This is a genomic window from Acetobacter sp., assembly GCF_047723915.1.
Classification (GTDB): domain Bacteria; phylum Pseudomonadota; class Alphaproteobacteria; order Acetobacterales; family Acetobacteraceae; genus Acetobacter.
Genome location: NZ_JBDOBQ010000004.1, coordinates 103,149 through 129,059, shown reverse-complemented (window position 1 = coordinate 129,059; position 25,911 = coordinate 103,149). Strand labels below are relative to the sequence as shown.

29 protein-coding genes and 1 tRNA gene are annotated in these 25,911 nt (G+C 62.9%); 25 read left to right on the top strand and 5 right to left on the bottom strand.

Going from position 1 to position 25,911, the window contains the following annotated elements; all coding sequences use genetic code 11:
* Window positions 1-6: 6 nt before the first annotated feature.
* From ABF990_RS04410 to leuB, 11 genes are all read left to right on the top strand, one after another.
* Window positions 7-990, top strand: a complete 984-nt coding sequence (locus tag ABF990_RS04410; protein WP_415500307.1) for an RluA family pseudouridine synthase — start codon at window positions 7-9, stop codon at window positions 988-990.
* Window positions 991-1,018: 28 nt separating this feature from the next.
* Window positions 1,019-3,271 (top strand): AsmA family protein, encoded by a 2,253-nt coding sequence (locus ABF990_RS04405; protein WP_415500306.1) that lies wholly within the window; start codon window positions 1,019-1,021, stop codon window positions 3,269-3,271.
* A complete protein-coding gene (locus tag ABF990_RS04400) occupies window positions 3,268-4,053 on the top strand; it encodes an ATP12 family chaperone protein (protein WP_415490230.1) in 786 nt (261 codons plus the stop codon). Before ABF990_RS04405 ends, ABF990_RS04400 begins: the two co-directional genes overlap by 4 nt.
* Before the next feature lie 120 nt (window positions 4,054-4,173).
* Window positions 4,174-5,574 (top strand): signal recognition particle protein, encoded by a 1,401-nt coding sequence (gene ffh, locus ABF990_RS04395; RefSeq protein WP_415490337.1) that lies wholly within the window; start codon window positions 4,174-4,176, stop codon window positions 5,572-5,574.
* A 59-nt stretch (window positions 5,575-5,633) separates the two neighbouring features.
* Window positions 5,634-5,984 (top strand): 30S ribosomal protein S16, encoded by a 351-nt coding sequence (gene rpsP, locus ABF990_RS04390; protein ID WP_207846575.1) that lies wholly within the window; start codon window positions 5,634-5,636, stop codon window positions 5,982-5,984.
* A gap of 17 nt (window positions 5,985-6,001) precedes the next feature.
* Complete coding sequence (gene rimM, locus ABF990_RS04385; protein WP_415490231.1) at window positions 6,002-6,538, top strand: ribosome maturation factor RimM; 537 nt, start codon at window positions 6,002-6,004, stop codon at window positions 6,536-6,538.
* Window positions 6,535-7,278: a tRNA (guanosine(37)-N1)-methyltransferase TrmD gene (trmD, locus tag ABF990_RS04380; RefSeq protein ID WP_415490232.1), complete on the top strand. Its 744-nt coding sequence runs from the start codon at window positions 6,535-6,537 to the stop codon at window positions 7,276-7,278. Before rimM ends, trmD begins: the two co-directional genes overlap by 4 nt.
* 22 nt (window positions 7,279-7,300) lie before the next feature.
* Entirely contained in the window at window positions 7,301-7,684 is a 384-nt protein-coding gene (rplS, locus tag ABF990_RS04375) for a 50S ribosomal protein L19 (RefSeq protein WP_415490233.1), read from the top strand.
* A 150-nt stretch (window positions 7,685-7,834) separates the two neighbouring features.
* A complete protein-coding gene (gene leuC, locus ABF990_RS04370; protein WP_415490234.1) occupies window positions 7,835-9,238 on the top strand; it encodes a 3-isopropylmalate dehydratase large subunit in 1,404 nt (467 codons plus the stop codon).
* Complete coding sequence (gene leuD, locus ABF990_RS04365) at window positions 9,238-9,861, top strand: 3-isopropylmalate dehydratase small subunit (protein WP_415490235.1); 624 nt, start codon at window positions 9,238-9,240, stop codon at window positions 9,859-9,861. The genes leuC and leuD overlap by 1 nt, the downstream gene beginning before the upstream one ends.
* Before the next feature lie 22 nt (window positions 9,862-9,883).
* On the top strand, window positions 9,884-11,005 hold the full coding sequence (gene leuB, locus ABF990_RS04360) for a 3-isopropylmalate dehydrogenase (RefSeq protein WP_415490236.1): 1,122 nt from the start codon (window positions 9,884-9,886) through the stop codon (window positions 11,003-11,005).
* 330 nt (window positions 11,006-11,335) lie between these two features.
* Here leuB and rpsU read toward each other — a convergent pair whose 3' ends face one another.
* Window positions 11,336-11,539 (bottom strand): 30S ribosomal protein S21, encoded by a 204-nt coding sequence (gene rpsU, locus ABF990_RS04355; RefSeq protein WP_003623949.1) that lies wholly within the window; start codon window positions 11,537-11,539, stop codon window positions 11,336-11,338.
* Window positions 11,540-11,754: 215 nt separating this feature from the next.
* On the opposite strand from rpsU, the gene def reads away from it, so the two are divergent.
* Genes def through ABF990_RS04330 form a run of 5 tightly spaced genes read left to right on the top strand, consistent with a single transcriptional unit; the run spans window position 11,755 to window position 15,608 of the window.
* On the top strand, window positions 11,755-12,285 hold the full coding sequence (gene def / locus ABF990_RS04350) for a peptide deformylase (protein ID WP_415490237.1): 531 nt from the start codon (window positions 11,755-11,757) through the stop codon (window positions 12,283-12,285).
* Window positions 12,282-12,950 carry a rpsU-divergently transcribed protein gene (locus ABF990_RS04345; protein ID WP_415500305.1) on the top strand — a complete coding sequence of 223 codons (669 nt, stop codon included), beginning with the start codon at window positions 12,282-12,284 and terminating at the stop codon, window positions 12,948-12,950. The genes def and ABF990_RS04345 overlap by 4 nt, the downstream gene beginning before the upstream one ends.
* A 27-nt stretch (window positions 12,951-12,977) precedes the next feature.
* A complete protein-coding gene (locus ABF990_RS04340; protein WP_415490239.1) occupies window positions 12,978-13,505 on the top strand; it encodes a MarR family winged helix-turn-helix transcriptional regulator in 528 nt (175 codons plus the stop codon).
* The gene (locus ABF990_RS04335; protein ID WP_415490240.1) at window positions 13,495-14,217 is read left to right on the top strand and encodes a response regulator; all 723 of its coding nucleotides are present in this window, start codon (window positions 13,495-13,497) and stop codon (window positions 14,215-14,217) included. Before ABF990_RS04340 ends, ABF990_RS04335 begins: the two co-directional genes overlap by 11 nt.
* Window positions 14,218-14,225: 8 nt before the next feature.
* Window positions 14,226-15,608 carry an ATP-binding protein gene (locus ABF990_RS04330; protein WP_415500304.1) on the top strand — a complete coding sequence of 461 codons (1,383 nt, stop codon included), beginning with the start codon at window positions 14,226-14,228 and terminating at the stop codon, window positions 15,606-15,608.
* A 149-nt stretch (window positions 15,609-15,757) separates the two neighbouring features.
* Here the strand turns inward: ABF990_RS04330 and ABF990_RS04325 are convergent, their stop codons facing one another.
* A complete protein-coding gene (locus ABF990_RS04325; protein ID WP_415490242.1) occupies window positions 15,758-16,321 on the bottom strand; it encodes an outer membrane protein assembly factor BamE in 564 nt (187 codons plus the stop codon).
* Window positions 16,322-16,572: 251 nt separating this feature from the next.
* On the opposite strand from ABF990_RS04325, the gene ABF990_RS04320 reads away from it, so the two are divergent.
* The 7 genes from ABF990_RS04320 to ABF990_RS04290 all read left to right on the top strand — a co-directional run bounded on the left by ABF990_RS04320 (window position 16,573) and on the right by ABF990_RS04290 (window position 20,907).
* Window positions 16,573-17,127 carry a YceD family protein gene (locus tag ABF990_RS04320; protein WP_415490243.1) on the top strand — a complete coding sequence of 185 codons (555 nt, stop codon included), beginning with the start codon at window positions 16,573-16,575 and terminating at the stop codon, window positions 17,125-17,127.
* Window positions 17,128-17,329: 202 nt separating this feature from the next.
* Window positions 17,330-17,533: a 50S ribosomal protein L32 gene (gene rpmF, locus ABF990_RS04315; protein ID WP_415490244.1), complete on the top strand. Its 204-nt coding sequence runs from the start codon at window positions 17,330-17,332 to the stop codon at window positions 17,531-17,533.
* Window positions 17,534-17,618: 85 nt separating this feature from the next.
* Window positions 17,619-18,728, top strand: coding sequence for a phosphate acyltransferase PlsX (gene plsX, locus ABF990_RS04310; protein WP_415490245.1), 1,110 nt, complete (start codon window positions 17,619-17,621; stop codon window positions 18,726-18,728).
* Window positions 18,729-18,805: 77 nt separating this feature from the next.
* On the top strand, window positions 18,806-19,771 hold the full coding sequence (locus ABF990_RS04305) for a beta-ketoacyl-ACP synthase III (protein WP_415490246.1): 966 nt from the start codon (window positions 18,806-18,808) through the stop codon (window positions 19,769-19,771).
* Between the two features lie 68 nt (window positions 19,772-19,839).
* Entirely contained in the window at window positions 19,840-20,163 is a 324-nt protein-coding gene (locus tag ABF990_RS04300) for an integration host factor subunit alpha (protein WP_415490338.1), read from the top strand.
* A gap of 4 nt (window positions 20,164-20,167) precedes the next feature.
* Complete coding sequence (locus tag ABF990_RS04295; protein WP_415500303.1) at window positions 20,168-20,770, top strand: MerR family transcriptional regulator; 603 nt, start codon at window positions 20,168-20,170, stop codon at window positions 20,768-20,770.
* A gap of 63 nt (window positions 20,771-20,833) precedes the next feature.
* Window positions 20,834-20,907, top strand: a tRNA-Pro gene (locus tag ABF990_RS04290).
* Window positions 20,908-21,005: 98 nt separating this feature from the next.
* On the opposite strand, the gene ABF990_RS04285 is transcribed toward ABF990_RS04290, so the two are convergent.
* Window positions 21,006-22,124 carry an AI-2E family transporter gene (locus tag ABF990_RS04285; RefSeq protein WP_415490248.1) on the bottom strand — a complete coding sequence of 373 codons (1,119 nt, stop codon included), beginning with the start codon at window positions 22,122-22,124 and terminating at the stop codon, window positions 21,006-21,008.
* Window positions 22,125-22,219: 95 nt separating this feature from the next.
* Window positions 22,220-22,345: a hypothetical protein gene (locus tag ABF990_RS04280; protein WP_415490249.1), complete on the bottom strand. Its 126-nt coding sequence runs from the start codon at window positions 22,343-22,345 to the stop codon at window positions 22,220-22,222.
* On the opposite strand from ABF990_RS04280, the gene murJ reads away from it, so the two are divergent.
* Both murJ and ABF990_RS04270 read left to right on the top strand, forming a co-directional pair.
* Entirely contained in the window at window positions 22,344-23,888 is a 1,545-nt protein-coding gene (gene murJ / locus ABF990_RS04275) for a murein biosynthesis integral membrane protein MurJ (RefSeq protein WP_415490250.1), read from the top strand. The two genes, ABF990_RS04280 and murJ, sit on opposite strands and share 2 nt — an antisense overlap.
* An 18-nt stretch (window positions 23,889-23,906) precedes the next feature.
* Window positions 23,907-25,331 carry a UdgX family uracil-DNA binding protein gene (locus ABF990_RS04270; RefSeq protein WP_415500302.1) on the top strand — a complete coding sequence of 475 codons (1,425 nt, stop codon included), beginning with the start codon at window positions 23,907-23,909 and terminating at the stop codon, window positions 25,329-25,331.
* Window positions 25,332-25,507: 176 nt separating this feature from the next.
* On the opposite strand, the gene ABF990_RS04265 is transcribed toward ABF990_RS04270, so the two are convergent.
* Window positions 25,508-25,798, bottom strand: coding sequence for an integration host factor subunit beta (locus tag ABF990_RS04265; RefSeq protein ID WP_415490252.1), 291 nt, complete (start codon window positions 25,796-25,798; stop codon window positions 25,508-25,510).
* Window positions 25,799-25,911: the final 113 nt, after the last annotated feature.

Below are 25,911 nucleotides of genomic sequence, written 5' to 3'. Positions count from 1 at the left end.
CGCAGCATGAGCGTTGTCAATCTTACCGTAACGGAGGACGAGGCCGGTATCCGCCTCGACCGTTATTTCCGCCGCCACTACCCGCATCTGACACAGGGCGGGTTGCAGAAACTGTGCCGCACGGGCCAGATCCGTGTCGATGGCCGCCGGGTCGAGGCGTCCACCCGGCTGGAACCGGGCCAGAGCGTGCGCGTGCCGCCCATTCCCATGGCGGCCAAGCCCGCGCGGGATGTGCCGTGCCCGCTGGATGAACGGCTGGTGCGCGAGATTCGCGCCATGGTCGTCTATCAGGACCAGCATGTCATTGTCCTGAACAAGCCCGCGGGCCTTGCCGTGCAGGGCGGGCCGGGCATTACCCGGCACGTGGACATGATGCTGGACGGCCTGCGGGAAGAGGCCGAAGACCCGCGCCCCCGTCTTGTGCACCGGATCGACCGCGACACGTCGGGCCTGCTGCTTCTGGCCCGCACGCCGGGGGTGGCGGCCAAGCTCGCGGCCGCTTTCAGGGGGCGTGACGTCAAGAAAATCTACTGGGCGGTGGTAGTGGGCAGGCCGGACCCGCTCTCGGGCGAGATCGACCAGCCTCTGGCCCGGCTGGGTGCCGGGCCGGGCGCCATTACGGTCGCGGCCGACCGCAAGGACCGCGACGCGCAGATGGCCCGCTCCGCTTACGAGGTGCTGGATTCGGCGGCGCGCAGGTTCTCATGGCTCGAACTTTCGCCCCTGACAGGGCGTACCCACCAGTTGCGCGTGCATTGCGAATCGCTGGGCACGCCTATTCTGGGTGACCCCAAATACGGGGGCGAGACCGCTCACCCGTCGGGTTTTGTCGATCAGTTGCACCTGCATGCGCGCATGCTGGACATGCCGCACCCTGCTGGCGGGCGCTTGACAGTCTATGCCGAACTGCCCGCCCATATGCGCGAAACATTCCGCGATCTGGGCTTTACGGCGGGGTCCACGCCCAAATCCGTGCGTCGGGGCGGCTGAACCCCGGCCCCAGGGGGGAGAAAAACACATGCGTGTGAAATGGAAAGTCGGCCTGATGGCTGGCGCCATGGTTCTGGCTCTGGGCGGGGGCAGCATTGTCTCGGCCACGCAGGAGGCCGACTGGCTCAAGACCCGGCTGGTCGACGCGCTGGAAGCGTCCTCGGGGCGGCATGTCGCCATCGGGTCGCTGCATGTCTGGCTGCTGCCTTACCCCTGGGCGGAAGCCCGCGACGTCCGCCTGTCCGGCATCGCGGATGACGGTACGGACATGCTGAACGTGGGTGAGGTGCGCGCGCGCCTGGCCCTGCTGCCGCTGTTCTCGCACCGGATCGCGCTTGACGACATCAGCATAATAGCCCCGAAAATTGTCCTGCGCCGCTTTGCCGATGGCGCGGCGGACTGGCAGTTCACCCCCCGCGCGGCAGAGTCGCAGGCAGGGTCGGGCGGCAATGCGGCGTCAGGGGGCATGCACTGGAACCTGGATGTCTCGGATGTCAGCATCCGTAACGCCGACCTGCATTGGGCCGATGCCATAAGCGGGCTGTCCGGCACGGTGGGTCTGGATACGGCAGGTGTGAAGGGGCTGGGGGGCAATGCCCCGGACTTCGATATTCATGGGACAAAGGGCAAGGGCGCGTTTGCGATCACCGGCCATACCGGTCCGCTTCTGCCCCCCGGGTCGCCGCTGCCGGTCCAGTTGCGGCTGGCCTATACCCTTGACGGGCATCCGGCGGGGCTTGCCCATCTGGATGGTGTGCTCAAAGGGGTCGAGGGCACGGGTGGGGCCGCCCTGCGGTTTGGCGGTTCCGTCGGCCAGTTGCGTGACCTGAATGCGCTTTTCCCGCATGCCAACCTGCCCGACGGGCAGAATATATCGCTCGATCTGGCCTGGGCCGGACGTGCCACCGGGCAACAGGTGCAGGTGCTGCACCTGCGTGCTGGCAAGGTCGATCTTGCCCAGTGGGTCCCGGGCACCGTGCTGACAGATGCGACGGCCGATGCCACCAGCCCGACTGACGCGCTGGCGATCAGGCTCGCCGGGCAGATGAACGGCCAGCCTCTGGCCCTGTCGGGCAAGCTGGGCACGCTGGCCCGGCTTGCTGCCTTTGTGCCGCAGCTGAATGGCCAGTTTGCGGCGCCCCCCGCCAGTGCGGGCATGCCCGGCGCAGATACGGGCGACATGCCTACGGGCAGCACGACTGGCGCAGCGCAGGCCATGGTGCCGGTTGATCTTACCCTCAGCCAGGGGGGTGCCAGCGTGCAGGTTCATGGCGGTGTCAGTCCCGGCCAGACCGTGCTTGACGGGCATGGCACGCTGGACCGGGTGGCCATGGGGCCTGACCTGCCCGTGTTCAGTGGCATGGGTATCAACGGGCATGTCGATATCGCGGATACGCGCCGGCTTGTCGCGCACCCCGACCTTCCCACGGCTCTTGCTGTCGTGGCCGCCACGGCCGACGTGCAGGCGCAGGGTGTGCAGTGGCAGGGGGTGGACTGGACGCAGCTTACCTCCCACGTGGTGGTGCAGAATGCGCGCGTGACGTTCGACCCCGTAACGGCGCAGGGCAACGGCACCGCTCAGGCCGGGCGGCTGGTTTACGATCTGTCGGGCCCCGTGCCGCAGATCGCGATGGAGGCGCATTCCGTCTTTCTGCCGCTTGTGGCCATACAGCGCTGGTTCGGTCTGCCGCCAGACATGCACGGAACGGTGCAGTTCGTCGGTGCGTTGTCCACCCAGGGTGCCGACATGGCTCAGAGGCGGCGTAGCCTTGCGGGCCATATGGGGGCTTCGGTCGTCAATGGCAGCATCAGCGGGTCCTTTCTCAAGTCGCTGCTGGGGCCGCAGGTGCCGGTCAAGGGCTCCATGCCCATCCGCTGTTTCGGTACGCATATGCAGTTCGCGGATGACACGGCCCATATCGACCTGCTGGGGTTCGAGAGCGATATCGTGAAACTGAGCGGGCATGGTACGGTGGCCATGGGCACGCAGGCGCTTGACATGCACCTGACCCCGCAGGTGCTGCTGGGCGGGGCGTCCGCCGCATCCGCGATCGCGGTTACGGGCACGCTGGCCAATCCGCGCCCGACGATGGAGGCCGGTTACGATGGCGGGCGCTACGGCATTACCATAGGTGGCAATGCGGGCGGGGACGACAATACATGCCCGGCCCTGCTGTCCGCCGCGCGGGAAGGTGGGCCAGGCCCCGCCGCCCCCGAGAAAAAAGCCAGCAAGGCGGATAAGGTCATGAATCTGTTGCATGGGCTGGGGCTGTTCAAATGAGCGATGCATCGCCTTCGGGGCATATGCCGCCGCGCCAGCACGCTGGCCGTAAACGGTTCTGGAAACAGGTGAGCGTCGGACCCGAGCCCCTGCCGGGTGACCCCACGGGCGGCACGGGCTATGCCGTCCATCTTGACGGGCGGAGCGTGCGCCTGCCCGGCAAGGCGCCCTTGTGCGTGGCCTCGCGCGCGCTGGCGCAGGCCCTGGCGGAAGAATGGCAGGAAGCCGGCCAGACGGGGGAGGGATATTTCACCCCCGCCGACCTGCCGCTGACCGGCCTTGCGGGGTCCATGATCGAACGCATTCCCGCAGCCCATGACGGCGTGGTGGAAAGCCTTCTCGCCTACGCGGACAGCGACCTGCTGTGCTACCGGGACGGAGCCAACCCCCGTCTGGCGGCCCAGCAATGCAAGGCATGGGATCACTGGGTGCAGTGGCTGGAGCGCACATTCGGGGTGGAGGTGCGGGTGACATCGGGCGTCATGCCCATCCACCAGCCCGCGCAGACCACACAGGCGCTGGGTGCCGTGCTGGCGGGACTGGATGCGGCCGATCTGGCGGGGCTGGGTGTGGCTGTGCCGGCCATGGGCAGCCTTATCCTGGGGCTGGCGCTGCTCAGGGGGGCTGGCACACCCACCGAACTTGTGGCCTGCGCCACATTGGACGAACGCGCCCAGATGGCTGTCTGGGGCGAGGATACGGAAGTCACGGACCGTATCGCGGCGATCCAGGTCGAGGTGGAACACGCCGCGCGTTTTCTGGCGCTGGTCAGGGCGGGCTGAACCCGCCGGGCACGAAGTTTCTTGACACACGGGGGGTGATGCCGTAACCCCGCCGTAAATCAGGCCCGTCACTTCGCGAAGGTTCGCGCAGTGACGCGTTTTGTTATGGGGTTGCTGCTTTTGTTCGAAGCTCTTTCAGGCAGGCTTTCAGGCGTTTTTGACGGGCTCGCCAAGCGTGGCGCGCTGTCCGAAGCCGACGTGATGGAGGCCATGCGCGAAGTCCGTCTGGCCATGCTGGATGCCGACGTCGCACTGCCTGTGGTCAAGGACTTCGTCAACAAGGTCAAGGAACGCGCCGTCGGGCACGAAGTGCTGGACAGCATTTCCCCCGGTCAGGCTGTTGCGAAAATCGTCAATGACGCGCTGATCGACGCGTTGGGTGGTGCGGGTGCGGTGCCCCTGAACCTGAACGCCGTGCCCCCCGTGCCGGTGCTGATGGTGGGTCTGCAGGGTTCGGGCAAGACCACGACCTCGGGCAAGCTGGCGCTGCGGCTGAAAAACCGCGACCGCAAGAAAGTGCTTCTGGCCTCGCTCGATACGCAGCGCCCGGCGGCCCAGTTGCAGCTTGCGCAGCTTGCCCAGCAGGCGGGTGTTGTCTCCCTGCCCATCATCGCGGGGCAGACCCCGGTTGAAATCGCGCATCGCGCGCTCGATACCGGTCGCCGCGAAGGGTATGACGTCGTTATCCTCGACACGGCGGGCCGTCTCTCCATCGACGAAGCGCTGATGGAAGAAGTCCGCCAGATCAGGGATGCGACCCAGCCCGCGGAAACGCTGCTGGTGGTCGACGCCATGACCGGGCAGGACGCGGTAAACACCGCCAAGTCCTTCAACGAGGCGGTGGGTGTGACCGGCGTTGTCATGACCCGTATGGACGGTGACGCCAGGGGTGGCGCCGCCCTGTCCATGAAGGCGATCACCGGGGCCCCCATTAAGCTGACGGGTTCGGGCGAAAAGCTGGATGCGCTGGATGAATTCCATCCCGAGCGTGTGGCTGGCCGTATCCTGGGTCTGGGCGATATTGCCGGGCTGGTTGAAAAAGCCGCCGACACGCTCGACCATGAAGAAGGCGAGCGCCTGGCCCAGCGCATGATGGCTGGCAAGTTCGATCTGGACGATTATGCCTCGCAGATCCGCCAGATCAACAAGCTCGGCTCCATTTCCGGCATTCTGGGCATGCTGCCGGGCATGGGCAAGATCAAGGAGGCCATTGGGGACAAGGATCTCGATCAGTCCATCCTCAAACGCCACCTTGCCATTATTTCCTCCATGACCCGGGGTGAGCGCAAAGCGCCCGCCATTATCAAGGCGTCACGCAAGAAGCGGATCGCCGCGGGGTCTGGAACAACGGTTCAGGACGTCAACAAACTGCTCAAGCAGTTCGATATGATGTCCTCCATGATGAAGCGCTTCAACAAACTGGGCGTGAAAGGTCTCATGCGCCAGGGAATGTCCGCGCTCATGCCAAAGGGAATGGGTGGAGGCCCGCCGGGTGGTCCTGGTGGTCGTCCCTTCCGCTGATGCGGCCTGTTTCTGCGAATAGTTTTCGGATTTTTGTTTTTGGGTCTGGAGTAGTCTGAATGAGTCTTAAAATTCGTCTCGCCCGCGCGGGTGCAAAAAAGCGCCCTTACTATCACATTGTCGTGGCTGACAGCCGCAGCCCGCGCGATGGCCGTTTCATCGAGAAGGTTGGCGCCTACAACCCGATGCTGCCGTCCGAGCATGCAGACCGCGTGCGCCTGACCGCCGAGCGCATCACGCACTGGCTGTCGCAGGGTGCGCAGCCGACCGACCGCGTGGCCCGCTTCCTGGGGAATGCCGGCCTGGCCGAAAAGCCTGCCTTCCGTGAGCAGCCCAAGAAGTCCGCGCCCAAGAAGCGCGCTCAGGAACGTGCAGCGGCTGCGGCCAAGGCCGCGGAAGCAGCAGCCTAAGGCTGGTATGATCCGTCATGAGCCCTGATCTCATTCTGATCGGTGTTGTGGGTAAACCGCATGGGGTGCGCGGGCTTGTGCACGTGCGTTCCTATGCGCAGGACCCGCAGTCGCTCGCGCAGTATGAGACCCTGCTGGACGATCAGGGCCGTAAATGGACCCTGCGCTGGCGTGGGGCGGATGGCGTGGCCCAACTGTCCGATGCGCAGGGCAGGCCCGTGGCCGACCGCACGCATGCACAGGCACTGGTGAACACCCGCCTGTATGTGACGCGTGAGGCTTTGCCCGAGCCGGAGGAAGACGAATTCTACCATGCCGACCTGATCGGGATGGAAGCGTTCGAAAACGGTCTTTCACTCGGGCGGGTGCTTGCGGTGCATGACTATGGTGGCGGTGCCAGTCTGGAACTGCCCGGCGGCGTGCTTGTGCCGTTCACGCAGGCCTGCGTGCCTCAGGTGGATATGGCGCAGCGCGTACTGTCCGTTCACCGCCCCGAGGAAATCTCGGGCGAGGAAGGGCGCGGCGTGGGGCGGCAGGTGGCGGCGCGGGCATGACCTGGCAGGCCACGGTCCTGACCCTGTTCCCGGAAATGTTTCCGGGACCTCTGGGGCTGTCCCTTGCCGGGCGGGCCTTGCAGGCAGGGCTGTGGGCGTGCCGGGCGGAAGACCTGCGGCAGTTCGGTCTGGGCCGACACCGCGCGGTGGACGACACCCCTTTCGGGGGCGGGGCGGGCATGGTGATCCGCCCTGACGTGGTCGATGCGGCTTTTTCCGCCACACAGGCGGGGGCAGACGTGCCACGGGTGTATCTGTCGCCACGTGGGCGGCCGCTGACTCAGCAGGACGTGCGGCGCTATGCCGCAGGCCCGGGGGTCATGCTGCTGTGCGGGCGGTTCGAGGGAGTGGATGAGCGCGTTCTGCAGGCGCGCGGTGTCGAACAGGTCTCGATCGGGGATTATATTCTCTCCGGTGGGGAAACGGCGGCACTGGTTCTGCTGGATGCGTGTGTGCGCCTGCTGCCCGGCGTGATGGGGTGCGAGGAAAGCGGCGTGGAGGAAAGTTTTTCCGACGGGCTGCTGGAATACCCGCATTATACCCGCCCCGCTGTATGGGACGGGCATGCGGTGCCGGATATCCTGCTTTCGGGCAACCACGCGGCGATCGCTGCGTGGCGGCACAAGCAGGCGGAAGAAACAACGCGGGAAAGACGGCCTGATCTGTGGTCGGCCTGGCTGGCTCGCAAGGAAGCAAACAGGGCTGTCGCTGTGGGCGGGACCGCACAGGCAGACCATTAGGGGTTCGAGGAAGGATACCGAGATGAACATTATTCAGCAGTATGAGGCCGCCGAAATCGAGCGCCTGACAGCAGCGCGTGCAGTGCCCGAATTCGAAGCCGGCGACACCGTGCGTGTTTCCGTGCAGGTGAAGGAAGGCGAGCGCGTGCGTCTGCAGGCGTTCGAAGGCGTTGTGATCGCCCGTTCCAACAAGGGCCTGAACAGCAACTTCACCGTGCGCAAAATCTCCAACGGTGAAGGCGTGGAGCGCGTGTTCCCGCTCTATGCCCCCACAGTGGCCGAAATCAAGGTCGTGCGTCGTGGTAAAGTGCGCCGCGCGAAGCTGTATTATCTGCGTGGCCGTAGCGGCAAGTCCGCCCGTATCGCGGAACGTCCGCGCGACGTTGCGGCTCCCGCCGCCAGCTGAGAGTACACGACCGCGCAGCATACGCGGTCTGATCTGATCTGCTGAACCCGGCTGGAGATCTGCCAGCCGGGTATTTGCAATCGTGGCAAGGCTGAAACGCGTCCCCATATTAGGGCAGGAGCGCTTGTCAAGACATTGAAGGAGGAGGCCATGGCCCCGCGTACGTTGTTCGACAAGATCTGGGATGATCATGTCGTGGAAACCCTGCCGGACGGGACCTCCATCCTTTATATCGACCGCCATCTCCTGCACGAAGTCACCAGCCCGCAGGCATTCGAAGGCCTGCGCCTGGCCGGGCGCCGCCTGCGCCACCCCGAAAAGACGATTGCGGTCGTGGATCACAACGTGCCGACCTCCGATCGCACCAAGCCGATCGAGGAGCCCGAAAGCCGCAACCAGATCGAGACGCTGGAACGTAACGTCAAGGAATTCGGCGTTCCGTATTTTCCGCTGCTGTCGGCCAACCAGGGCATCGTGCATGTGGTGGGGCCCGAGCAGGGTATTTCCCTGCCGGGCATGACCATCGTCTGCGGCGATTCCCATACCTCCACCCATGGGGCGATGGGGTCTCTGGCCTTTGGTATCGGCACGTCCGAAGTCGAGCACGTGATGGCGACGCAGACCATCCTGCAGCGCCCGGCCAGGAACATGCGCGTGACGGTTGAAGGCACGCCGGCCCCGGGTGTATCGGCCAAGGATATCATGCTGGCCATTATCGGGCATATCGGCACGGCTGGTGGCACGGGCCACGTGATCGAATTCGCGGGCTCGGCCATTCGCGGGCTGGACATGGCCGGTCGCATGACCATCTGCAACATGTCGATCGAGGCAGGAGCCCGTGCGGGTCTTGTCGCCCCGGACGAGACCACGTTCGAATACGTGCGTGGCCGTCCTTACGCCCCCAAGGGCGAGGACTTCGACAACGCGGTGGCATGGTGGAAAACCCTGGCCACCGACGAAGGCGCTCATTTCGACAAGGATGTCACGCTCAGGGCCGAGGATATCAGCCCCACGCTGACATGGGGTACCAGCCCCGAAACCGTGCTGCCCATTACCGGCACCGTGCCCGACCCGGCCACCCAGACCGATGAGGCGACGCGCGCGCAGATGCAGCGCATGCTCGACTATATGGGCCTGCAGGCGGGCCAGCCCATTGCCGGCACACCGGTCGATGTCGTGTTCATTGGGTCATGCACCAACAGCCGGATCGAGGATCTGCGCGCGGCGGCGACCGTGGCCGCCGGGCGCCGCGTGGCCGAAGGCGTGCGTGCCATGATCGTGCCCGGCTCGGGCAACGTGAAGCGGCAGGCGGAAGAAGAAGGCCTGGACCGGATTTTTCTGGATGCCGGGTTCGAATGGCGCGAGGCGGGGTGCTCCATGTGTCTGGGGATGAACCCCGACAAGCTGACACCGGGGCAGCGCTGCGCTTCAACCTCGAACCGCAATTTTGAAGGACGGCAGGGCCCCGGCGGGCGCACGCATCTGCTTTCCCCCGCCATGGCGGCGGCGGCGGCGGTTACAGGACGCCTGACGGATGTGAGGGAGTTGGTCTGATGGAAAAATTCACCACGCTTTCGGCCGTGGCCGCAGCCCTGCCCGAAGCCAATATCGATACCGACAAGATCATTCCCGCGCGGTTTCTTAAAACCACGCAGCGCACGGGGCTTGGCAAGCATGCGTTCGACGCCATGCGCTACAACCCCGACGGTAGCGAGAAACCGGACTTCGTGCTCAACCGCGAGCCCTGGCGTAAAGCCGAGATTCTGATCACTTACGAAAACCTGGGCTGTGGCTCCTCGCGCGAGCATGCCCCCTGGGCGTTGCTGGATTTCGGCATTCGCTGCGTGATCGCGCCGTCCTTTGCCGATATTTTTTTCAACAACTGTTTCAAGAACGGCATTCTGCCGATCTCCCTCCCGCGTGAGATCTGCGATGAGCTGATGGGCGATGCCGCCATGGGCAGCAATGCGCGCCTGAGCGTGGACCTGCAACGCCAGGTGGTTATAAGACCTGACGGGCAGGAAGTGCCGTTCGAGATCGATCCGTTCCGCAAGCACCTGCTGCTCGAAGGTCTGGACGATATTGGCCAGACCCTCCAGCACGAACGCAGTATTGATGGCTATGAAAGCCGCGAAAGTCAGGCAAAAGCCTGGATGCCGACCATTCATATCGATTGAATTTTAATTTCGGAGCGCCGCCATGAGCGAACAGACCCCCCCTGTCAAACTTCTTGTCCTGCCTGGTGACGGGATCGGCCCGGAAGTCATGCGCGAGGTCGGGCGGGTTATTGCCTGGCTGGAAAAAAAGCGGGGCATGGCGTTCGACATCACCCATGATGTGGTGGGTGGCGCGTCGCTGGCGGAATATGGCGTGCCGATCCGTGACGAAGTGATCGAAAAGGCCTGGGCGGCGGATGCCGTGCTGTTCGGCTCGGTCGGTGACCCGAAATGGGGGCATGTCGGCTTCGACAAGCGGCCGGAAGTGGCCATTCTCAAGCTGCGGCAGGAACTTGGCCTCTTTGCCAACCTGCGCCCCGCACAGGTGTTCGACGCGCTGGTGGATGCCAGCACCCTCAAGCCCGATGTCGTGCGTGGTCTCGATATCATGATCGTGCGCGAGACGGTGGGCGGCATCTATTTTGGTGAGCCTCGCGGTATCGAAACCCTGCCCGACGGCAGCAGGCGCGGTATCAATACCGAAGTCTACACCACGTCCGAGATCGAACGGGTGGCGCGTGTAGCGTTCGACCTGGCCCGCAAGCGCGACAACCGCGTCTGTTCCGTTGAAAAATGCAACGTGATGGAAAGCGGACTGTTGTGGAAGGAAGTCGTGACGCAGGTGCATGCGCGCGAATTCCCCGATGTGGAACTCAGCCACATGCTGGCCGACAACTGCGCCATGCAGCTCGTGCGTAACCCGCGCCAGTTCGACGTGCTGGTAACGGGCAACCTGTTTGGCGACCTGCTGTCCGATCTGGCTTCCATGCTGACCGGCAGCCTTGGCATGCTGCCTTCCGCTACGCTGGGTGCGGTGCAGGACAATGGCAAGCGCCCGGCTTTGTATGAGCCTATTCATGGCAGCGCCCCCGACATTGCGGGGCAGGGTATTGCCAACCCGATTGCGCAGATTCTCTCTTTCGCCATGCTGCTGCGCTATTCGCTCAACAGGCTGGATGAAGCAGCCCTGATCGAACAGGCCGTGTCCAACGTGCTGGCGTCGGGCCTGCGCACGGCCGATATCATGTCTCCCGGCATGGCGCGTGTCTGCACCTCCGTCATGGGGGAGGCGATTGTGCTGGAACTGGACAAGCTCCAGAAATAACGCTTTTCAAAAGTCGTAAAAAAAGGCCGTATCACCCGCGTGATACGGCCTTTTTCTTTGTCAGGTTGTCTGCATTGCAGGATGACCGGGCAACGGGCAACGGGCAACGGGCAACGGGCAACGGGCAACGGGCAACGGGCAACGGGCAATGCAGACAACCTGACAAAGAAAAAGGCCGATGCCTGATGGCAGATCGGCCTTGTTCCGTACTGAACCGGTGCAGACAGACGACTTCTAAAAAGCTCTGTCTGGCTGGCTTGCGGGTTTTTTCAGAACTGAAAAACTGCCCGCTACCTGCCTGACCCTGGCTCTCAGGTCGTCCTGCAGGCTTTAGAAGCCTTCGCGCTCCAGGCGCTTACGTTCCATCTTGCGGGCGCGGCGAACGGCTTCAGCCGCTTCACGAGCCTTGCGCTCGGACGGCTTTTCAAAGTGCCGACGCAGCTTCATTTCGCGGAAGATGCCTTCGCGCTGCATTTTTTTCTTGAGCGCCTTGAGAGCCTGATCGACATTGTTGTCACGGACGAGAACGTGCACTTGGTTACTAACCCCTGTTCAGAAAATCCGGTTGCCCGGTTTTTGGAAGGCCAAAAAGAAAAAAGACCCCGGCGTATCCTTGCAGGACACACCGATTCCTCTGTTGGGGCTCTCTATAACATGGGCTTTGCGCAAGATACAATTTGTTCTTGCACTTCTGCTCTGCACGAGCGTGTGTTTTATGGAGGTGGTGTAGCAGGAAGGACAACAGCGTAATGGCCGTTCTGGCAATAGCCCGTATGGGGCACCCGGTTCTTTTGCAGGTCGCCGGTGACGTGGCCGATCCCACGGCGCCGGAAATCCGGCGGCTGATCGCGGATATGCGTGAAACGCTCGATCAGAGCGGAGGTGTGGGGCTGGCTGCTCCCCAGGTGTATGTTTCCGCCCGGCTGTTTCTTTATTCCGTGCCGGAATCACGGTCCGAAGGGGCGGACGATCCGGCGCTGCCCGTGCAGGTGCTGATCAATCCGCGGATCGAACCCGCCGACGACGAGATGCTTCTGCGCATGGAAGGCTGCCTGTCCATTCCCGGGCTGCGCGGGCAGGTGCCCCGTTACCGTAAAATACGCTATAGAGGGCAGGACGAAAACGGTGACATCGTGCAGGGTGTGGCCACGGGCTTCAGGGCACATGTCATGCAGCATGAAATGGACCACCTGGATGGTATTCTCTACCCCATGCGCATGACCGATCTGGGCCGGCTGGGGTTCGATGCGGAAATGATGCGTTACGGGGCAAGAGCATGAGCAGTGTACCAGGCAAGGCCGAGCAGATGGTGTCCTATGCCGTGGCGGCGCTGGCCATGGGAGTTATGCCGGCCCCTCTGTCACGCGATAGTGATCGTGATGCCGCCCTGCACAATCTGGCGGCGGTGGCGGGCCAGCGGGGCTGGGGGGTGGATGTCCTGCGCGATGTCGCGGGGCCGCACGCGGACCTGCTCTTTCCCGGTGGAGATGTCGAGATTGTTGAGGCCTGGTCCGACCTGTGCGACCGCATGATGCTGGATGCCATGCAGGATGTGCAGGAACCCCGGCTGAGCAGGCGCGTGCGCCAAGCCATTCTGTGCCGCCTGCCTGCCGACGATACGCGGCGTGCGGCTGCCGGCAAGGCCATGGCCGTGGCTTTCGCCCCGCACGGGCGGGCGGCCTTCCGGCGGGCCTGGGTCCGCACGGTCAATGCATTGTGGCAGGCAGCGCGTGACGATTCTACCGGTGTGACCTACCTGACCAAACGGCTCAGTCTGGGCCATATCTATGCCATGGTGTTTCTGTACTGGCTGAACCGTGGGGGCGATGCCGCCGCCATGGGCGCGTTCGTCGACAGGCGCCTGGCGGCTGTGCGACGTATAGGGCAATGGAAAGCCCGTCTTGTGGGCGGGCTGGGGGCGTCGCCGGCAAAGGCGGCGGAATAACGGGGCCAGCATGCGGCATCACGCGCCATGACCCTTCCACCGTCCCGGGATGCAGCGGGGGCCGATCTTCTCTTCCTGCGTGAAGAGCGTCTGCGTCTGGCCCAGACACTCATGTTCCTGGTCGGACGTGACATGGCCGAGGCCGTGGCGCCCGTGCTGGAGGAGGTGGGGCTGGGCCGCGCGCATCATCGCGTGTTGCAGGCGCTGGCGTTCAGTCCCGGTATTCCGGTCACGCATTTGCAGGACATTCTGGGCGTGACAAAGCAGAGCCTGGGCCGAACCCTGCATGAGCTTGAAGCACGGCAGTATCTGGAAACCCGGCGCGGCAGAAACGACAAGCGCCAGAAGCTGCTGTACCTGAGTGCCGCGGGCAAGGCGGCGGAGGCGCGCCTGTTCGCGGTGGTGCGCCAGAGGCTGGTCACGGCCTACCGCGAGGCAGGGGGTACGGCGGTGGAAGGGTTCCGCCGGGTCATGCGTGGCATGTTGTCGGATCATAGTCGCAGTCTGCTGGCAGAGGAGCCTTCGGGGCGCAGGGAGGTTTCGCATGGTGGCTAGGCAGGATCTGATGGAGGGGCAGGTGGCCCCCCATGTGCTGGTGGTTGACGATGATCCGCGCCTGCGCAGGCTGTTGCAGCGCTATCTTTTCGAACACGGTTTTCGGGTGAGCGTTGCCGCCAGTGCCGCGGATGCACGTTCGAGCCTGGAAGGCATTCAGCCCGATGCGATCGTGCTCGATGTCAGCATGCCCGGCGAAAACGGGCTGGAACTGACCCGCGCCCTGCGTGCCGCCGGGCAGGACCTGCCCATTCTGCTGCTGACAGCACGGGGCGAGCCCGCGGACCGCATAAGCGGGCTGGAATCCGGCGCGGACGATTATCTGGGCAAGCCGTTCGAGCCGCGTGAACTGCTGTTGCGGCTCAAGGCCCATCTGCGGCGCAACCAGCCGGCCCCGGCATCGGACAACCTGCGTGTCGTCCGGCTGGGCGACAAGGAGTTCGACCCCGCCCGCATGCTGCTGGCAGGGCCCAGGGGGAACATCCACCTGACCGGGGGCGAGGCTGCCCTGCTGGCGGTTCTGGCGCGCCGACCGAACGAGGTCTTCACGCGCGAGGATATCGCCAAGGCCATGGACATGGGTGAAATTGGCGAACGCGCGGTGGATGTGCAGGTCACGCGCCTGCGTCGCTGCATAGAGCCCGACCCGCGTGAGCCGCGTTTTCTGCACACCATTCGCGGGCGTGGCTATGTGCTCAAGCCCGGCCTTTAGAACGTGACATGAGAAAGCGGGTCTTCGGTCGCCTTTTTTTCGTGCCCAACCAGACCCGGAGCATGGAAAAATCCATCCGCCGGGTTCTGCCGCGCTCCTTTTTGGGCCGGTCGCTGCTGATCGTGCTGTTCCCGCTGCTGATAACCCAGGGCATCGCACTCGATCTGTTTTATGGCAATTTTCTTCAGGTTGTCTCGCGGCGGCTGTCGGACAGTGTCACCTCCGAAATCGTACTTTCGCTGAACGCGCTCGAGCGCCTCAAGCAGCCGGAAGACAAGCAGTGGTTCGTTGAACAGGCCCGTCAGAACCTTCAGCTTGTCGAAACCTGGCATGGCGGGGCACGGTTGCGCCGCTTCGGGTCGACCCATGTGCTGGGCCCGATGGATGACGATCTGGCCCGGGCGCTGCGCAGCGCCATCAGCTATCCGTTTTTTGTGAACTGGCGGCAGAACCCGCGCACGGTCAAGATATCCATTCAGTTGCCCGATGGCGTGCTGGATGTGGATGCGCCCAGAAAGCGGCTGGACATGGGGCAGCTCTGGCTGTTCGTGGGCTGGACGCTGGGTAGCACGGTTCTGCTGTCGGTTATCGCAAGCCTGTTCATGCGCCAGCAGGTCAAGGCAATCAGACTGCTGGCGCGGGCGGCCGAACAGTTCGGGCTCGGGCGCGACATCGGGCCCATCCGCCCTGTTGGCGCGCAGGAAGTGCGCAAGGCGGCGGTGGCTTTCAACCGCATGCAGGAACGTATTTTCCGCTTTGTCTCACAACGCATGGGGGTTCTGGCCGGGGTTTCGCACGATCTGCGCACGCCCCTGACCCGGCTGCGGCTTTCGCTGGCCATGCTGCCCCAGTCCGGCACGCTCCAGGCAGAGGATATCAGTCAGGATGTGGAGGATATGGTCGGTGACGTGGTCGAGATGGAACACATGATCGAAAGCTATCTCGCCTTTGCCCGGGGGGAGGGGGCTGAAACCGTCACGGAGGTGGAGCTTCGCGCATTTCTGGAAGATGTGGTGACTGCCGCCCGCAGGACCGGGGTGCGGGTGAATGCAATCGACGTGCCGACCGACCTCAAGGTGCCCATGCGGCCCGACGCCATGCGGCGCACCTTTGCCAATCTTCTGGACAATGCTCGCAGGCATGATGCGTGCGTGAGCCTGAAAGCCTATCTGGCTGGCAGGAACATCTGCGTGCTGGTTGACGATGACGGGCCGGGCATCAAGCCCGAGCGTCGGGCGCTGGTGCTCAGGGCGTTTGAAAGCGGACGCAGCAGCGGCACCGGACTGGGGCTGACGATCGCGCGCGATATTGCCCGCGCCCATGGTGGGGAACTTACGCTGGAGGATTCCCCGTTAGGCGGGTTGCGGGTCAGGGTGATCCTGCCGCTGTAAGGGCGCTCTATCCCACCCGCATGGCTGCCAGCCTGAGGGCGCCCACAGCTCACTCTGTCCTGAATGGCCGCGGAGTACGTGCCGGCGGGTTTATCCGCCTATGGAGCGGGAGAAAGCCGTGGTGCTGGTGGTGAGCCGTCAGGCACCGATCAGAGCGAGTTGCCCGACCCGAAATGCCCCGGCCCCTGCATGTTGTTGTTGTAGCCGCCCATCATGCCGCCGCCCGAACCCGACCCCATCATGTTCTGCATGGGGTTGTAGCGGCCCACATTGCCCAGAATCTGCTGCATGACGTTGATTTTCGTGCCCGGCGTGGGGGTGATCTTGTTGATCATGGCGACATCCATGCCGTCCTTGCGGCTGAGCGTGCGCAGGCTCGTCAGTTTGCCGGCATTGTCAAAGCGCAGCACAACCACCTGCTGCTTGCTGACGGCGGGAAAATCCATGGGTACCATGTGCGTGGCCATGGAAATATAGATCCACACATTGTCATCGAACGCACCACGCGTCGTGGGTGAGCCCATGAGGTCCAGCGCGTCAGCCCGGGTGCTGGTACCCGGTATGAGCTGATTGTAGTCGTCAGGCTCGGCCAGGGACCCGCGGGGAATGAGGCTGGGCGCGAACACTCCGCAGCCCGACAGTAGCAGAACCGCACACAATGTCCCGCAGGCGCTGCGCAGGCGCGTTAATCCGTTGCGGTTTGGCTGTGTCATCTGCTCAGGGCTTCCCGGCTGCTCATGGTCGTATTGGCGGCGCGCATCCTGGCACGTCCTCACCAAATCGGGATGCCCCAACCGTTGCTAGGCGTCAATTCCCGAGGTCGCCAAAGCAAAGTGCCGGTGCAGTTTTATTGTGCCATTGCGCCACGCAAAATGCCCGATATGATAGACGGGTCCTGGCGGAATGCGCCGTTGCAGGCCGCTCCCCGCCATGATGCCATATAGCGACAGCTCAGGAGGCCGCCGTGACCGACAAGCCAGAATTTTCCCGCCCTCTGGCGGTGCGCCGAATCGGGAGTGATGGAACGGATTATACCGTCGAGGCAACCGAGGAGGAATGTCAGCGGGTGGCCCGGCGCCTGAACCTGCCCGAGATCGCCATGCTCCGCTGCCGCTACACCCTGCACGACAGGGGGCGCGGGGTTGTGGAAGCACATGGCGCCCTTGCAGCGCGCTTCATGCAGACATGTGTGGTCAGCCTTGAAGTATTTGAGGATATGATGGCGGGCTCTTTTGTGGTCCGTTTCGTCCCTGCCGAAAACTTTACGGACTCTGATGTGCCGGATCTGGAGGCGGTGGACGAAATACCGTATGACGGTCAGGACATCGATCTGGGCGAAGCTGCGGTGGAACAGTTCGCGCTGGATCTCGATCCTTACCCCCATGCGCCCGACCTGGTTCTGCCCCCCGGCCTGATCATGGATGAGGACGAAGCGGAGAACCTGGCCACCCAGGAGCGGCAGACAAAAAAGGCCAATCCGTTCGCGGGCCTTGCGCGCTGGAAAGGCGGCAATGCGTGACGGAGGCGGCCAGGCTGCATAGGCAGCCCGTGACCGGCATGGAAGATGCGGGTTTTCTTTTCGGATTGCTTGCGAAAAAGCTTGCTGTCTGCTAGAGCCCGCGGCTCAGTCTGGTGATGAACCAAATGTATGGTGTCCGGCAGTGCGAACAAGCGCGGCCGGACGTTTTGTAACTTAGCGTATCAGGAAGGGGCTCAGGCTCATGGCTGTACCCAAGAAGAAAACCTCCCCCTCACGCCGTGGCATGCGTCGCAGCCATGAAGCGCTGCGCGTGGAAGCACATGCCGAATGCTCGAACTGTGGCGAGCTGAAGCGCCCGCACCACGTATGCAGCCATTGCGGCCATTACGACGGTCGTGAAGTGGTTGCCTCCGGCAAGGCGCTGAAGGTAGCGGTCCGCGCCTGATTATCGGGCGTGGGGTCAAGGCGGGTTGCAACCGTAACGCGCGACTGTGGGGGCAAGGCATCTGCGGCATGGCAGAGAAGCAGGCATGAACAAAACCGAGATTCCAGACAGTTTTCCTTCCGACCCGACCGAGGTGTATAGCCTTGCGATAGATGGAATGGGAGGGGATGGGGCTCCAGAGGTTGTTGTTGCCGGCCTGGCCGTCGCCGCTGAGCGGCATCGCGGTATCAAAGTGCTGCTGATCGGGGACGAGGCAAGCCTTCGTCCCTTGCTGGCCAAATACCCCAAGGCTGCCGCCATCTGCACGGTGTGGCATACGGATGTGTCCATCTCCATGGACATGAAACCGACTTCGGCCCTGCGGCTGCGCCAGTCCTCCATGCGTCTTGCCATGGATGCGGTGGCCAGCGGTCGTGCCCAGGGCGTGGTGTCTGCCGGTAACAGCGGCGCCATGCTGGCCCTGGCCAAGATCGTCATCAAGACCCTGCCGGGCATTTCCCGCCCGGCCATGGCCGCCATCAGCCCGACGATCAAGGGTGATGTGGTCATGCTGGACCTTGGTGCGAATGTCGCGTGTGACTCGCGCAATCTGGTAGAGTTCGCCGTCATGGGCGAAGCCTTTGCCAAATCCGTGCTTGGCCTGCCTGCCCCTACCATCGGCCTGCTCAATATCGGTTCGGAAGAACTGAAGGGCGATGAAAAATTGCGCGTGGCGGCCGAAACCCTGCGGGAAAGCCCATTGGGCGCGCAGTTCCACGGCTTTGTCGAAGGGCACGACATCACCGCAGGCACGACCGACGTGGTGGTGACGGACGGGTTCACGGGCAACGTCGCGCTCAAGACCGGCGAGGGCGTGCTGAAAATGGCCACGACCCTGTTGCGTCGCGTGTTCCAGAACGGGCTTCTTGCCAAGATCGGGTATCTGCTCGTCCGTCCCGGGCTGGAGCGGATGAAAGAATGGCTCGACCCCAGGCGCTATAACGGTGCTGTGTTTGTCGGGCTGAACGGTGTGGTTGTAAAGTCGCATGGTGGCACGGATGCCGAAGGCTTTGCGGCCGCGGTGGATGTGGCCATGGACATGGTGACGCACGGTTTCAATGACAGTATTCGTGACCGCCTGTCCCATATGGGAGCGCTGGTTTCGCGCCAGCAGGTGGTCGTGGAAGGGCGTGAACCGGCGGCCTCGGCGTCCTGACAACGGAACGGAGGCACGGTATTGCCCGTCAGGTATCGACCTGGACTGCCGTGCCGTTGGATGATGAAAGAACGGCAATGGCGAAGCATTCGCTTCTAACTGGGTTTGGCGGGTATCTTCCGGACAGGGTCGTTACAAACGCGGAACTTGCAGCCCGGCTCGATACCTCCGATGACTGGATCAGAACCCGCACGGGCATTACCCGACGCCACCTTGCCGGACCTGACGACACGGCCGCAAGCATGGGCGCTGCCGCGGCGCGGCGCGCTCTCGACTATGCGGGCCTGACCGCCAACGATATTGACGCGGTGCTGCTGGCAACCGCCACACCCGATCAGGCTTTTCCCGCGACTGCGGTGCGGGTGCAGGCGGAACTGGGGATTGCGAAAGCCTTTGGTTTCGATATCGCCGCCGCCTGTTCGGGGTTTATTTACGCGCTGGCCACGGCGGATGCCTTTATCCGCGCAGGTCAGGCCCGGAATGTGCTGGTCATAGGTAGCGAGGTCTATTCGCGTATTCTCGACTGGTCAGACAGGGGAACCTGCGTGCTGTTCGGGGATGGTGCGGGTGCTGTCGTGCTTTCGGCCTCGGACGAGGATGACGGGCGCGGTATTCTGTCCACACATCTGCATTCCGATGGTACGTTGGGCGATCTGCTCTATGTCGACGGTGCGGTGGGGCAGCCTGAAAAAACCGGGCACCTGCGCATGAGCGGGCGTGATGTGTTCCGGCATGCGGTGTCCAAACTGTCATCCTCGGTCGATGAAGCGTTGCAGGCCCACGGCCTGTCTTACGAGGATGTGGACTGGCTGGTGCCGCACCAGGCCAATATCCGCATTATCGAAGGGGTAGGCAAAAAGCTGTGCCTGCCGCCCGAGCGGGTTGTGGTCACTGTTGACCGGCACGCCAATACCTCTGCCGCATCCGTGCCGCTGGCGCTGGATGAAGCGGTCAGGGACGGTCGTATCAAAAAAGGCGATCTGGTGCTGATGGAAGCGCTGGGTGGGGGGCTGACCTGGGGGTCTGCCCTCGCGCGGATATAATTATATTATAACAACACGCGTATTGGCGATGCGAATGAATTGACGCGCTGTGCAGGCGTGTTACTTTCATTCACATGGAAACTGTTACGCGTGCATCCTTGATAGAGCAGATCTATCAGCAGGTAGGGCTGTCTCGTAGAGAATCCGCCGTGCTCCTGGAGGATATCCTGGAGACGGTGATGGCCGCACTTGAGCGCGGCGAAAGCGTGAAAATCAGCGGATTTGGCACATTCGCCGTGCGCAAGAAGGGCCAGAGGTCCGGGCGTAACCCCAAAACTGGCGAAGAAGTGCCGATCATGCCGCGCTCCGTGCTGGTTTTCCGGTCCAGCCAGTTGCTCAAGGCCGAAGTCAACCATGAAGCGGTCGAAGCCGGAGCGCAGGATGATGAGTGAACGCATGACGGACCAAACCGATCTGCAGCAGGCCGTGACAGAGCTGTCCTCCCCGGATTCGGGCGATGACAGCTTCGATTCCACACGCCTCGAAAAAGGCCCTCTCGCATTCAGGACCATCAGCGAAGTCGCGGATGAACTGCATGTGCCCCAGCATACACTCAGGTTGTGGGAAACACAGTTCGAGGCCGTAAGGCCACTCAAGCGTGGCGGTGGCCGCCGCTATTACCGCCCGGATGACGTCGAACTGCTGCGCCGCATTGCGGATATGCTTTATACGCAGGGTTACACCGTCAAAGGCGTGCAGCGCCTCCTGCGTGAAGGGGGAGTTGTTCTCGACATGCCCGATGCAACGGCAGAGTCGGAAGACGGCAATGCCGCATTGGTGGCCGAGGCCGCCTACCCGGTGCCGCAGCCGCTGCAGGACGCGTTGACCGACGGGGATGTCGCACAGCCCGTATTCAATACCCCAGACAATGCTGCGGTCGCGGAATTTCAGCCTTCGGCTGGCGTTGCCCCTTTGGCTGCTGGCTGCGACGAACTGCGTCAGGAGTTGCAGGATATTCTGGTTGAACTTCAGGCCATTCGCGAAAAACTGGTAATTTAAAAAAACTGTACGGGGTGGGTTGTGCGGCTCGGGTGAGCCTGCTAAACACCACTCCACACTTAACGGGCAGTAGCGCAGTCTGGTAGCGCATCAGTCTGGGGGACTGGGGGTCGTGGGTTCGAATCCCGCCTGCCCGATATTTTTCTTGTAAAATTGGTTTACCGTTAAGCACGCAGGCGTGGTGGGCAAAAGCCCGGCCCCGCTCGCGTGCTTTTCTGTTTTAGGGCTGTCGGGTTCAGGCTTTTGCCGTGTTGCCCGTTGTCCAGCGGCGCCATAGCAGGTGCAGGGTGGCCATGATCGCGGGCCCCACGAAAAGCCCGATCAGCCCCCATGTTTCCGCCCCGCCCAGAATGCCCACCAGCACCCACAGGAAGGGCAGTTGCGTACTGCCGCCGATCAGGGTGGGGCGCACAAAATGATCGGCCACGAAAATCACGCTCATGCCGATACAGAAGGTGACAAGCCCTGCAATGGAGGCGCCCTGCGCCATGATCAGGACCGAGACGAGGCCGACCGCAATCAGCGCACAGAACGGCACCATGGCGGCTACGGCGGTTATCACGCCGAACAGGGCCGGGCGGGGCGCATGGGCGATCAGATAGACAACCCCCATGAGCACGCCTTCGGCAATGCCGACCAGCACCAGCCCCTGTACCGTTCCGTGGATGGAGGCAACGATCTGGCGGCTTATGCTTTCACCACGCTTGCCAAAGGCACGGCATGACGCGACACGGCATTGCCTGATGACCGAGGGACCGTCCTTGTAAAGAAAGAACAACGTCAGGATAGAAAAACAGAACAGCGTGCTGCGATGCGCGATCTGGGTGCCCAGGGTCCTGGTAAAAGCAATTCCATGCCCATCGAGCGAGCCGAGTATATCGGAGATATCGTCCGGGTTGGACAGATGGTCCGTCCACCAGCGGGTGATGGTGGCTGAGCCGAAGGGCAGGAGTTTGACGCTATCGGGCACGGGCACGCCGTATTCGCGCGCATGGGTCAGCCAGCCTGCCGCACTCTGGGCTTCTCCTATGGCCTCAAGCGTGAGCAGTGTCAGCGGAATGACGAACAGGAGCGCCATGGCGGCGGTAAAGAGCAGGGGGAGCAATGGCCCCTGCGCGGCTTTTGGCCAGGTGCGGCATGCACGCACGTAAAGCGGCCATGTGGCGATGGCGAACACGCTGCCCCACACCAGAGCGGGAAGAAAGCCCTGGATCGTGTACAAAGCTACGGCGACAATAAAGAGCGCAAGAAACGTACGGGCGGCTTCCTGCCCCCGGCGGGACCGGTGGCTGGGCCTTGCCAGCGTGCAGCGGGCAGGAAGTGGAACCGGTTGCTGGGCTTGGGTATCGGGCATTCGGCTGTGTTCTTTCCAACATTCCGGTTCGTCAGGGTGCCTGTTACCGCACCATCTGCCGATCATAGCGTTTTGACACCGGATAATATAGCGCGCTAAGCGGCATGCCCAAGCGGGCCTTTGGCGGAGTGGGGACTGGATGCGAAGGCTTCCACACTGTTGCGGCTCTGGTCATTGTCCTGCCATGGCGGGCTGACCGCAAGGATCAAGCGATGTTTCATGCTTAGAAATTTTCTGACGGTTGGCGGCTGGACAATGCTCAGCCGCATTCTGGGTCTGGTGCGTGACCAGCTTCTGGCTGCCCTGATGGGGGCCGGTGCCCTGCAGGATGCCTATCAGGTGGCGTTCCGCCTGCCCAACATGTTTCGCCGCCTGTTTGGCGAGGGCGCGTTCAATGCCGCCTTCGTGCCGCTGTTTTCATCCGTCATGACGCGTGAAGGCAAGGACGAAGCCCGACTTTTCGCGCGGCAGGCACTGGGTGTGATGCTGGTCTGGCTGGTGTTCCTGTGTGTTCTGGGCGAGGTGTTCATGCCTCAGATCCTGCGCGTCATAGCGCCCGGGTTTTTACAGAATGGCGACCGTTACGACCTGGCCGTGAGCCTGAGCCGTATCACCTTTCCCTATCTCGTGCTGATCTGTGCCGCTGCCCTGCTGGCGGGGGTGCTGAACGGGCTGCATCGCTTCGGCATGGCGTCGGCGGCGTATCTGGCGTTCAACGTGGTGGGAATCGCAGCCATTGTCGGAGCGGCCCCTTTCTTCCCCAATGTGGCCTATGCCGCGGCCTGGGGGGTTACGGCATCCGGTGTGGTGCAGCTTGGGCTGCTGGCCTGGGCCTGTGAGAGGGCGCGGTTCGGTCTGTCACCCCTCTGGCCTGTACTCACGCCGCGTATCCGCCTGCTGCTGCGCCGGATGGTGCCGGGGCTGATCGGCAGCGGTGTCGGCCAGATCAACCTGACGATCGACACCATTATCGGCACGCTGCTCCCCGCGGGCAGTGTGTCGCTCATGTATTTTGCCGATCGTATCAACCAGTTGCCCCTTGGCGTGCTGGGTGCGGCCGCTGGCACGACGCTGCTGCCCGTGCTGACACGCCACCTGGCCGCGGCCGACCATGACGCCGCCCACGTGGCGCAGAACCGGTCTATCGAATACGTGCTGCTGCTGACCCTGCCCGCCGTGGCAGGGCTGCTGGTGCTGGCTGATCCGATCATGATCGTGCTGTTCGGCCATGGGTCGTTCACGCAGCACGATGCGGTGCTTTCGGCGCAGTCGTTGCGGGCCTATGCCATGGGGCTGCCAGCGTTCGTGCTGGTCAAGGTGCTGTCGCCGGCGTTTTTCGCGCGGGGCGATACGCGCACGCCGGTTTATGTCGGCATTGCCATTCTCGTGCTGAACGCTCTGCTCAACCTTGCGCTCATGAAGCCGCTGGCGCATGTAGGCCCGCCGCTGGCCAGCAGTCTGGCTGCCTGCATCAACGTGCTGTGCCTGGGCTTTCTGCTGTGGCAGCGTGCGGCCCTGCGGCTGCCCGGTGCCATGATATCGCGCCTGATACGGGTGCTGGTTGCCGCGGCAGGCATGGGGGGCGGGTTATGGCTGGCCGGCTTTGTGCTTGCGTTGCCCGGCCCGTTTCTTTTCAGGGCGCTCTGGCTTGCTGGCATGGTTGGCGTAGGGGGAATGGCCTATCCTGTCCTGCTGCACGGGCTTGGCGTCATCGATCTGCGTGTAAGCTGGGCTGCGATCGCCAGACGGCTTGGCCGTCGGTAAAACTGGAAGGAAAAATTCATGCCCGAAATACTCCTGGCGCATCAGGTTGATTTCGGGACATGGCGGCAGGCTGCACGCGCGCATGCCCATGCTGGCACTCCGCCGGGCGAACTGACCTGGCGCGTTCGCCGGTTTGATGAAACATTCCCGACTCCAGCGCCAGCCGATGTTCTCCTGCCGGAGCAGGGGGCTGCCCCGTTTGGCGTGCCGCGCGTTCTGATGCAGACATTCGAACGCGCCATGCAGGCTCATGACCCGCAGCGCTTCGAACTGGCATACCGGCTGGTCTATCGCATTGCACGGGGCCAGATTGATCTGAAGAACGATCAGGACCCCGACCTTCTGGCCATTCACGCTCTGGCAGATGCAGTGGACGTGGAAACCCGTCTCTTCAGGCGGGAGTTTTCGGCTTTTACCAGTGAACAGACGCAGCGGCGCTGGGTCTTTCAGCCGCGACATTATGTTGTGGAAGCGAACGCTGCGTTCTGCGTAGCCAGAAATGCCCGTCTCTGGGAAATCCGCACCCCCTACCGGCGGGCGCTGTGGAACGGGAAAAAGCTGTTTTTCGGCCCTGGAGACTCGGAGGTCGAGCGTGTACCGGTTCAGCAATGGCAACCAGCGGGGTCGGGGCTTTGGCAGGATTATCCGCATACTGTCCTGCCCCCGAACCTGGCAGACGTGCGTGCGGCCAGTACGCTGGCTGAATTGGCCGCGCAGGCCATGGACTGCCGGGCCTGTAGCCTGTGGCAACCCGCGTCGCGTACGGTTTTCGGCACAATCCGGCTTGCTTCGGGCCCGGTCCTGTCCGCCGATGGCGATAATCTGCCCGCTGTGGAAGCTCCGATCGGTATGACGGGCGGCGCCGTATCTGCTGATCCGGGTGAAGCATCTTGCGGCCCGGGCAAGGCTGCATGCGCGCCACATCAGGCGGTGCGTATGCCCGGGCTGATGCTGGTGGGTGAACAGCCGGGAGATCAGGAGGATCTGGCCGGGCTGCCTTTTGTAGGACCGGCCGGGCAGGTGCTGGATAACGCTTTGGCGGCAGCAGGCTTTGCGCGTGAACAGATCTATATCACCAACGCGGTCAAGCATTTCCGCTTTCTACTCAGGAACGGGCGCAGGGTGCACCAGAAAGCTGGTGAAGACTCGATACAGGCATGCCGCATCTGGCTTGATGCCGAACGTCGGCTGCTCGCCCCTGTGCTGACTGTCATGCTGGGGGCAACTGCGGCCAGTAGTCTGTTGCGACGCCCGATCACGATCTCGCGCGAGCGTTCCCGTATTCTGACGCTGGATGATGGCACGAACGGGTTGGTGACAGTGCATCCATCCTATCTGCTCAGGCTTCCCGATGAGGAAAGCAGGCAGCGCGAACAGGCTCGCTTTGTCAGTGACCTGACGCTGGCAAGGCAGTTTCTGATGGATAAAACAGGCGTTGAATAGGCCAGGGACCGAGTGTTGCCACGTATCGTGTGCAGGTTGCCTGCCGGTCAGGAGCCGACAGAAATTGTATGGTGGGGCATACGCGTTGGGGCAACGGTACCGGAATTGAACGGAGTATCGGTTGCTGGCCTGACTCTGCGCGTGACGGTGCTTTCACGCGGCATTGAACTGCTCTGTCAGTGCTTGCCGTTTTTGTTCAGGCGCTGGTGCAGTTCCTTGCCTGTCTTGAAAAAAGGGACAAGTTTCTTGTCCACATGCACCTGTTCCCCGGTTTTGGGATTTCGGCCCAGGCGGGGGTCACGTTCCTTGACAGAAAACGCCCCAAAGCCACGCAGTTCGACACGCTGGCCTCTGGCCAGGCTTTCAGAGATACCGCCAAATACGGTATCGATCAGAAGGGTTGCCTCGCGGAGTTGCAGATGCGGGTTTTTCTGCATCAAGGCAGTAATCAGCTCAGATCTGGTCATGTCGGAGCGCTCTTATCCCATCAGGTAGTCAGGCAGACTGTATAGGCAAAGAGTCATGTCTGAACAGGAAAACCGATCATGCGAACCAGATTGCACCATCGGGTTTCCTGAAC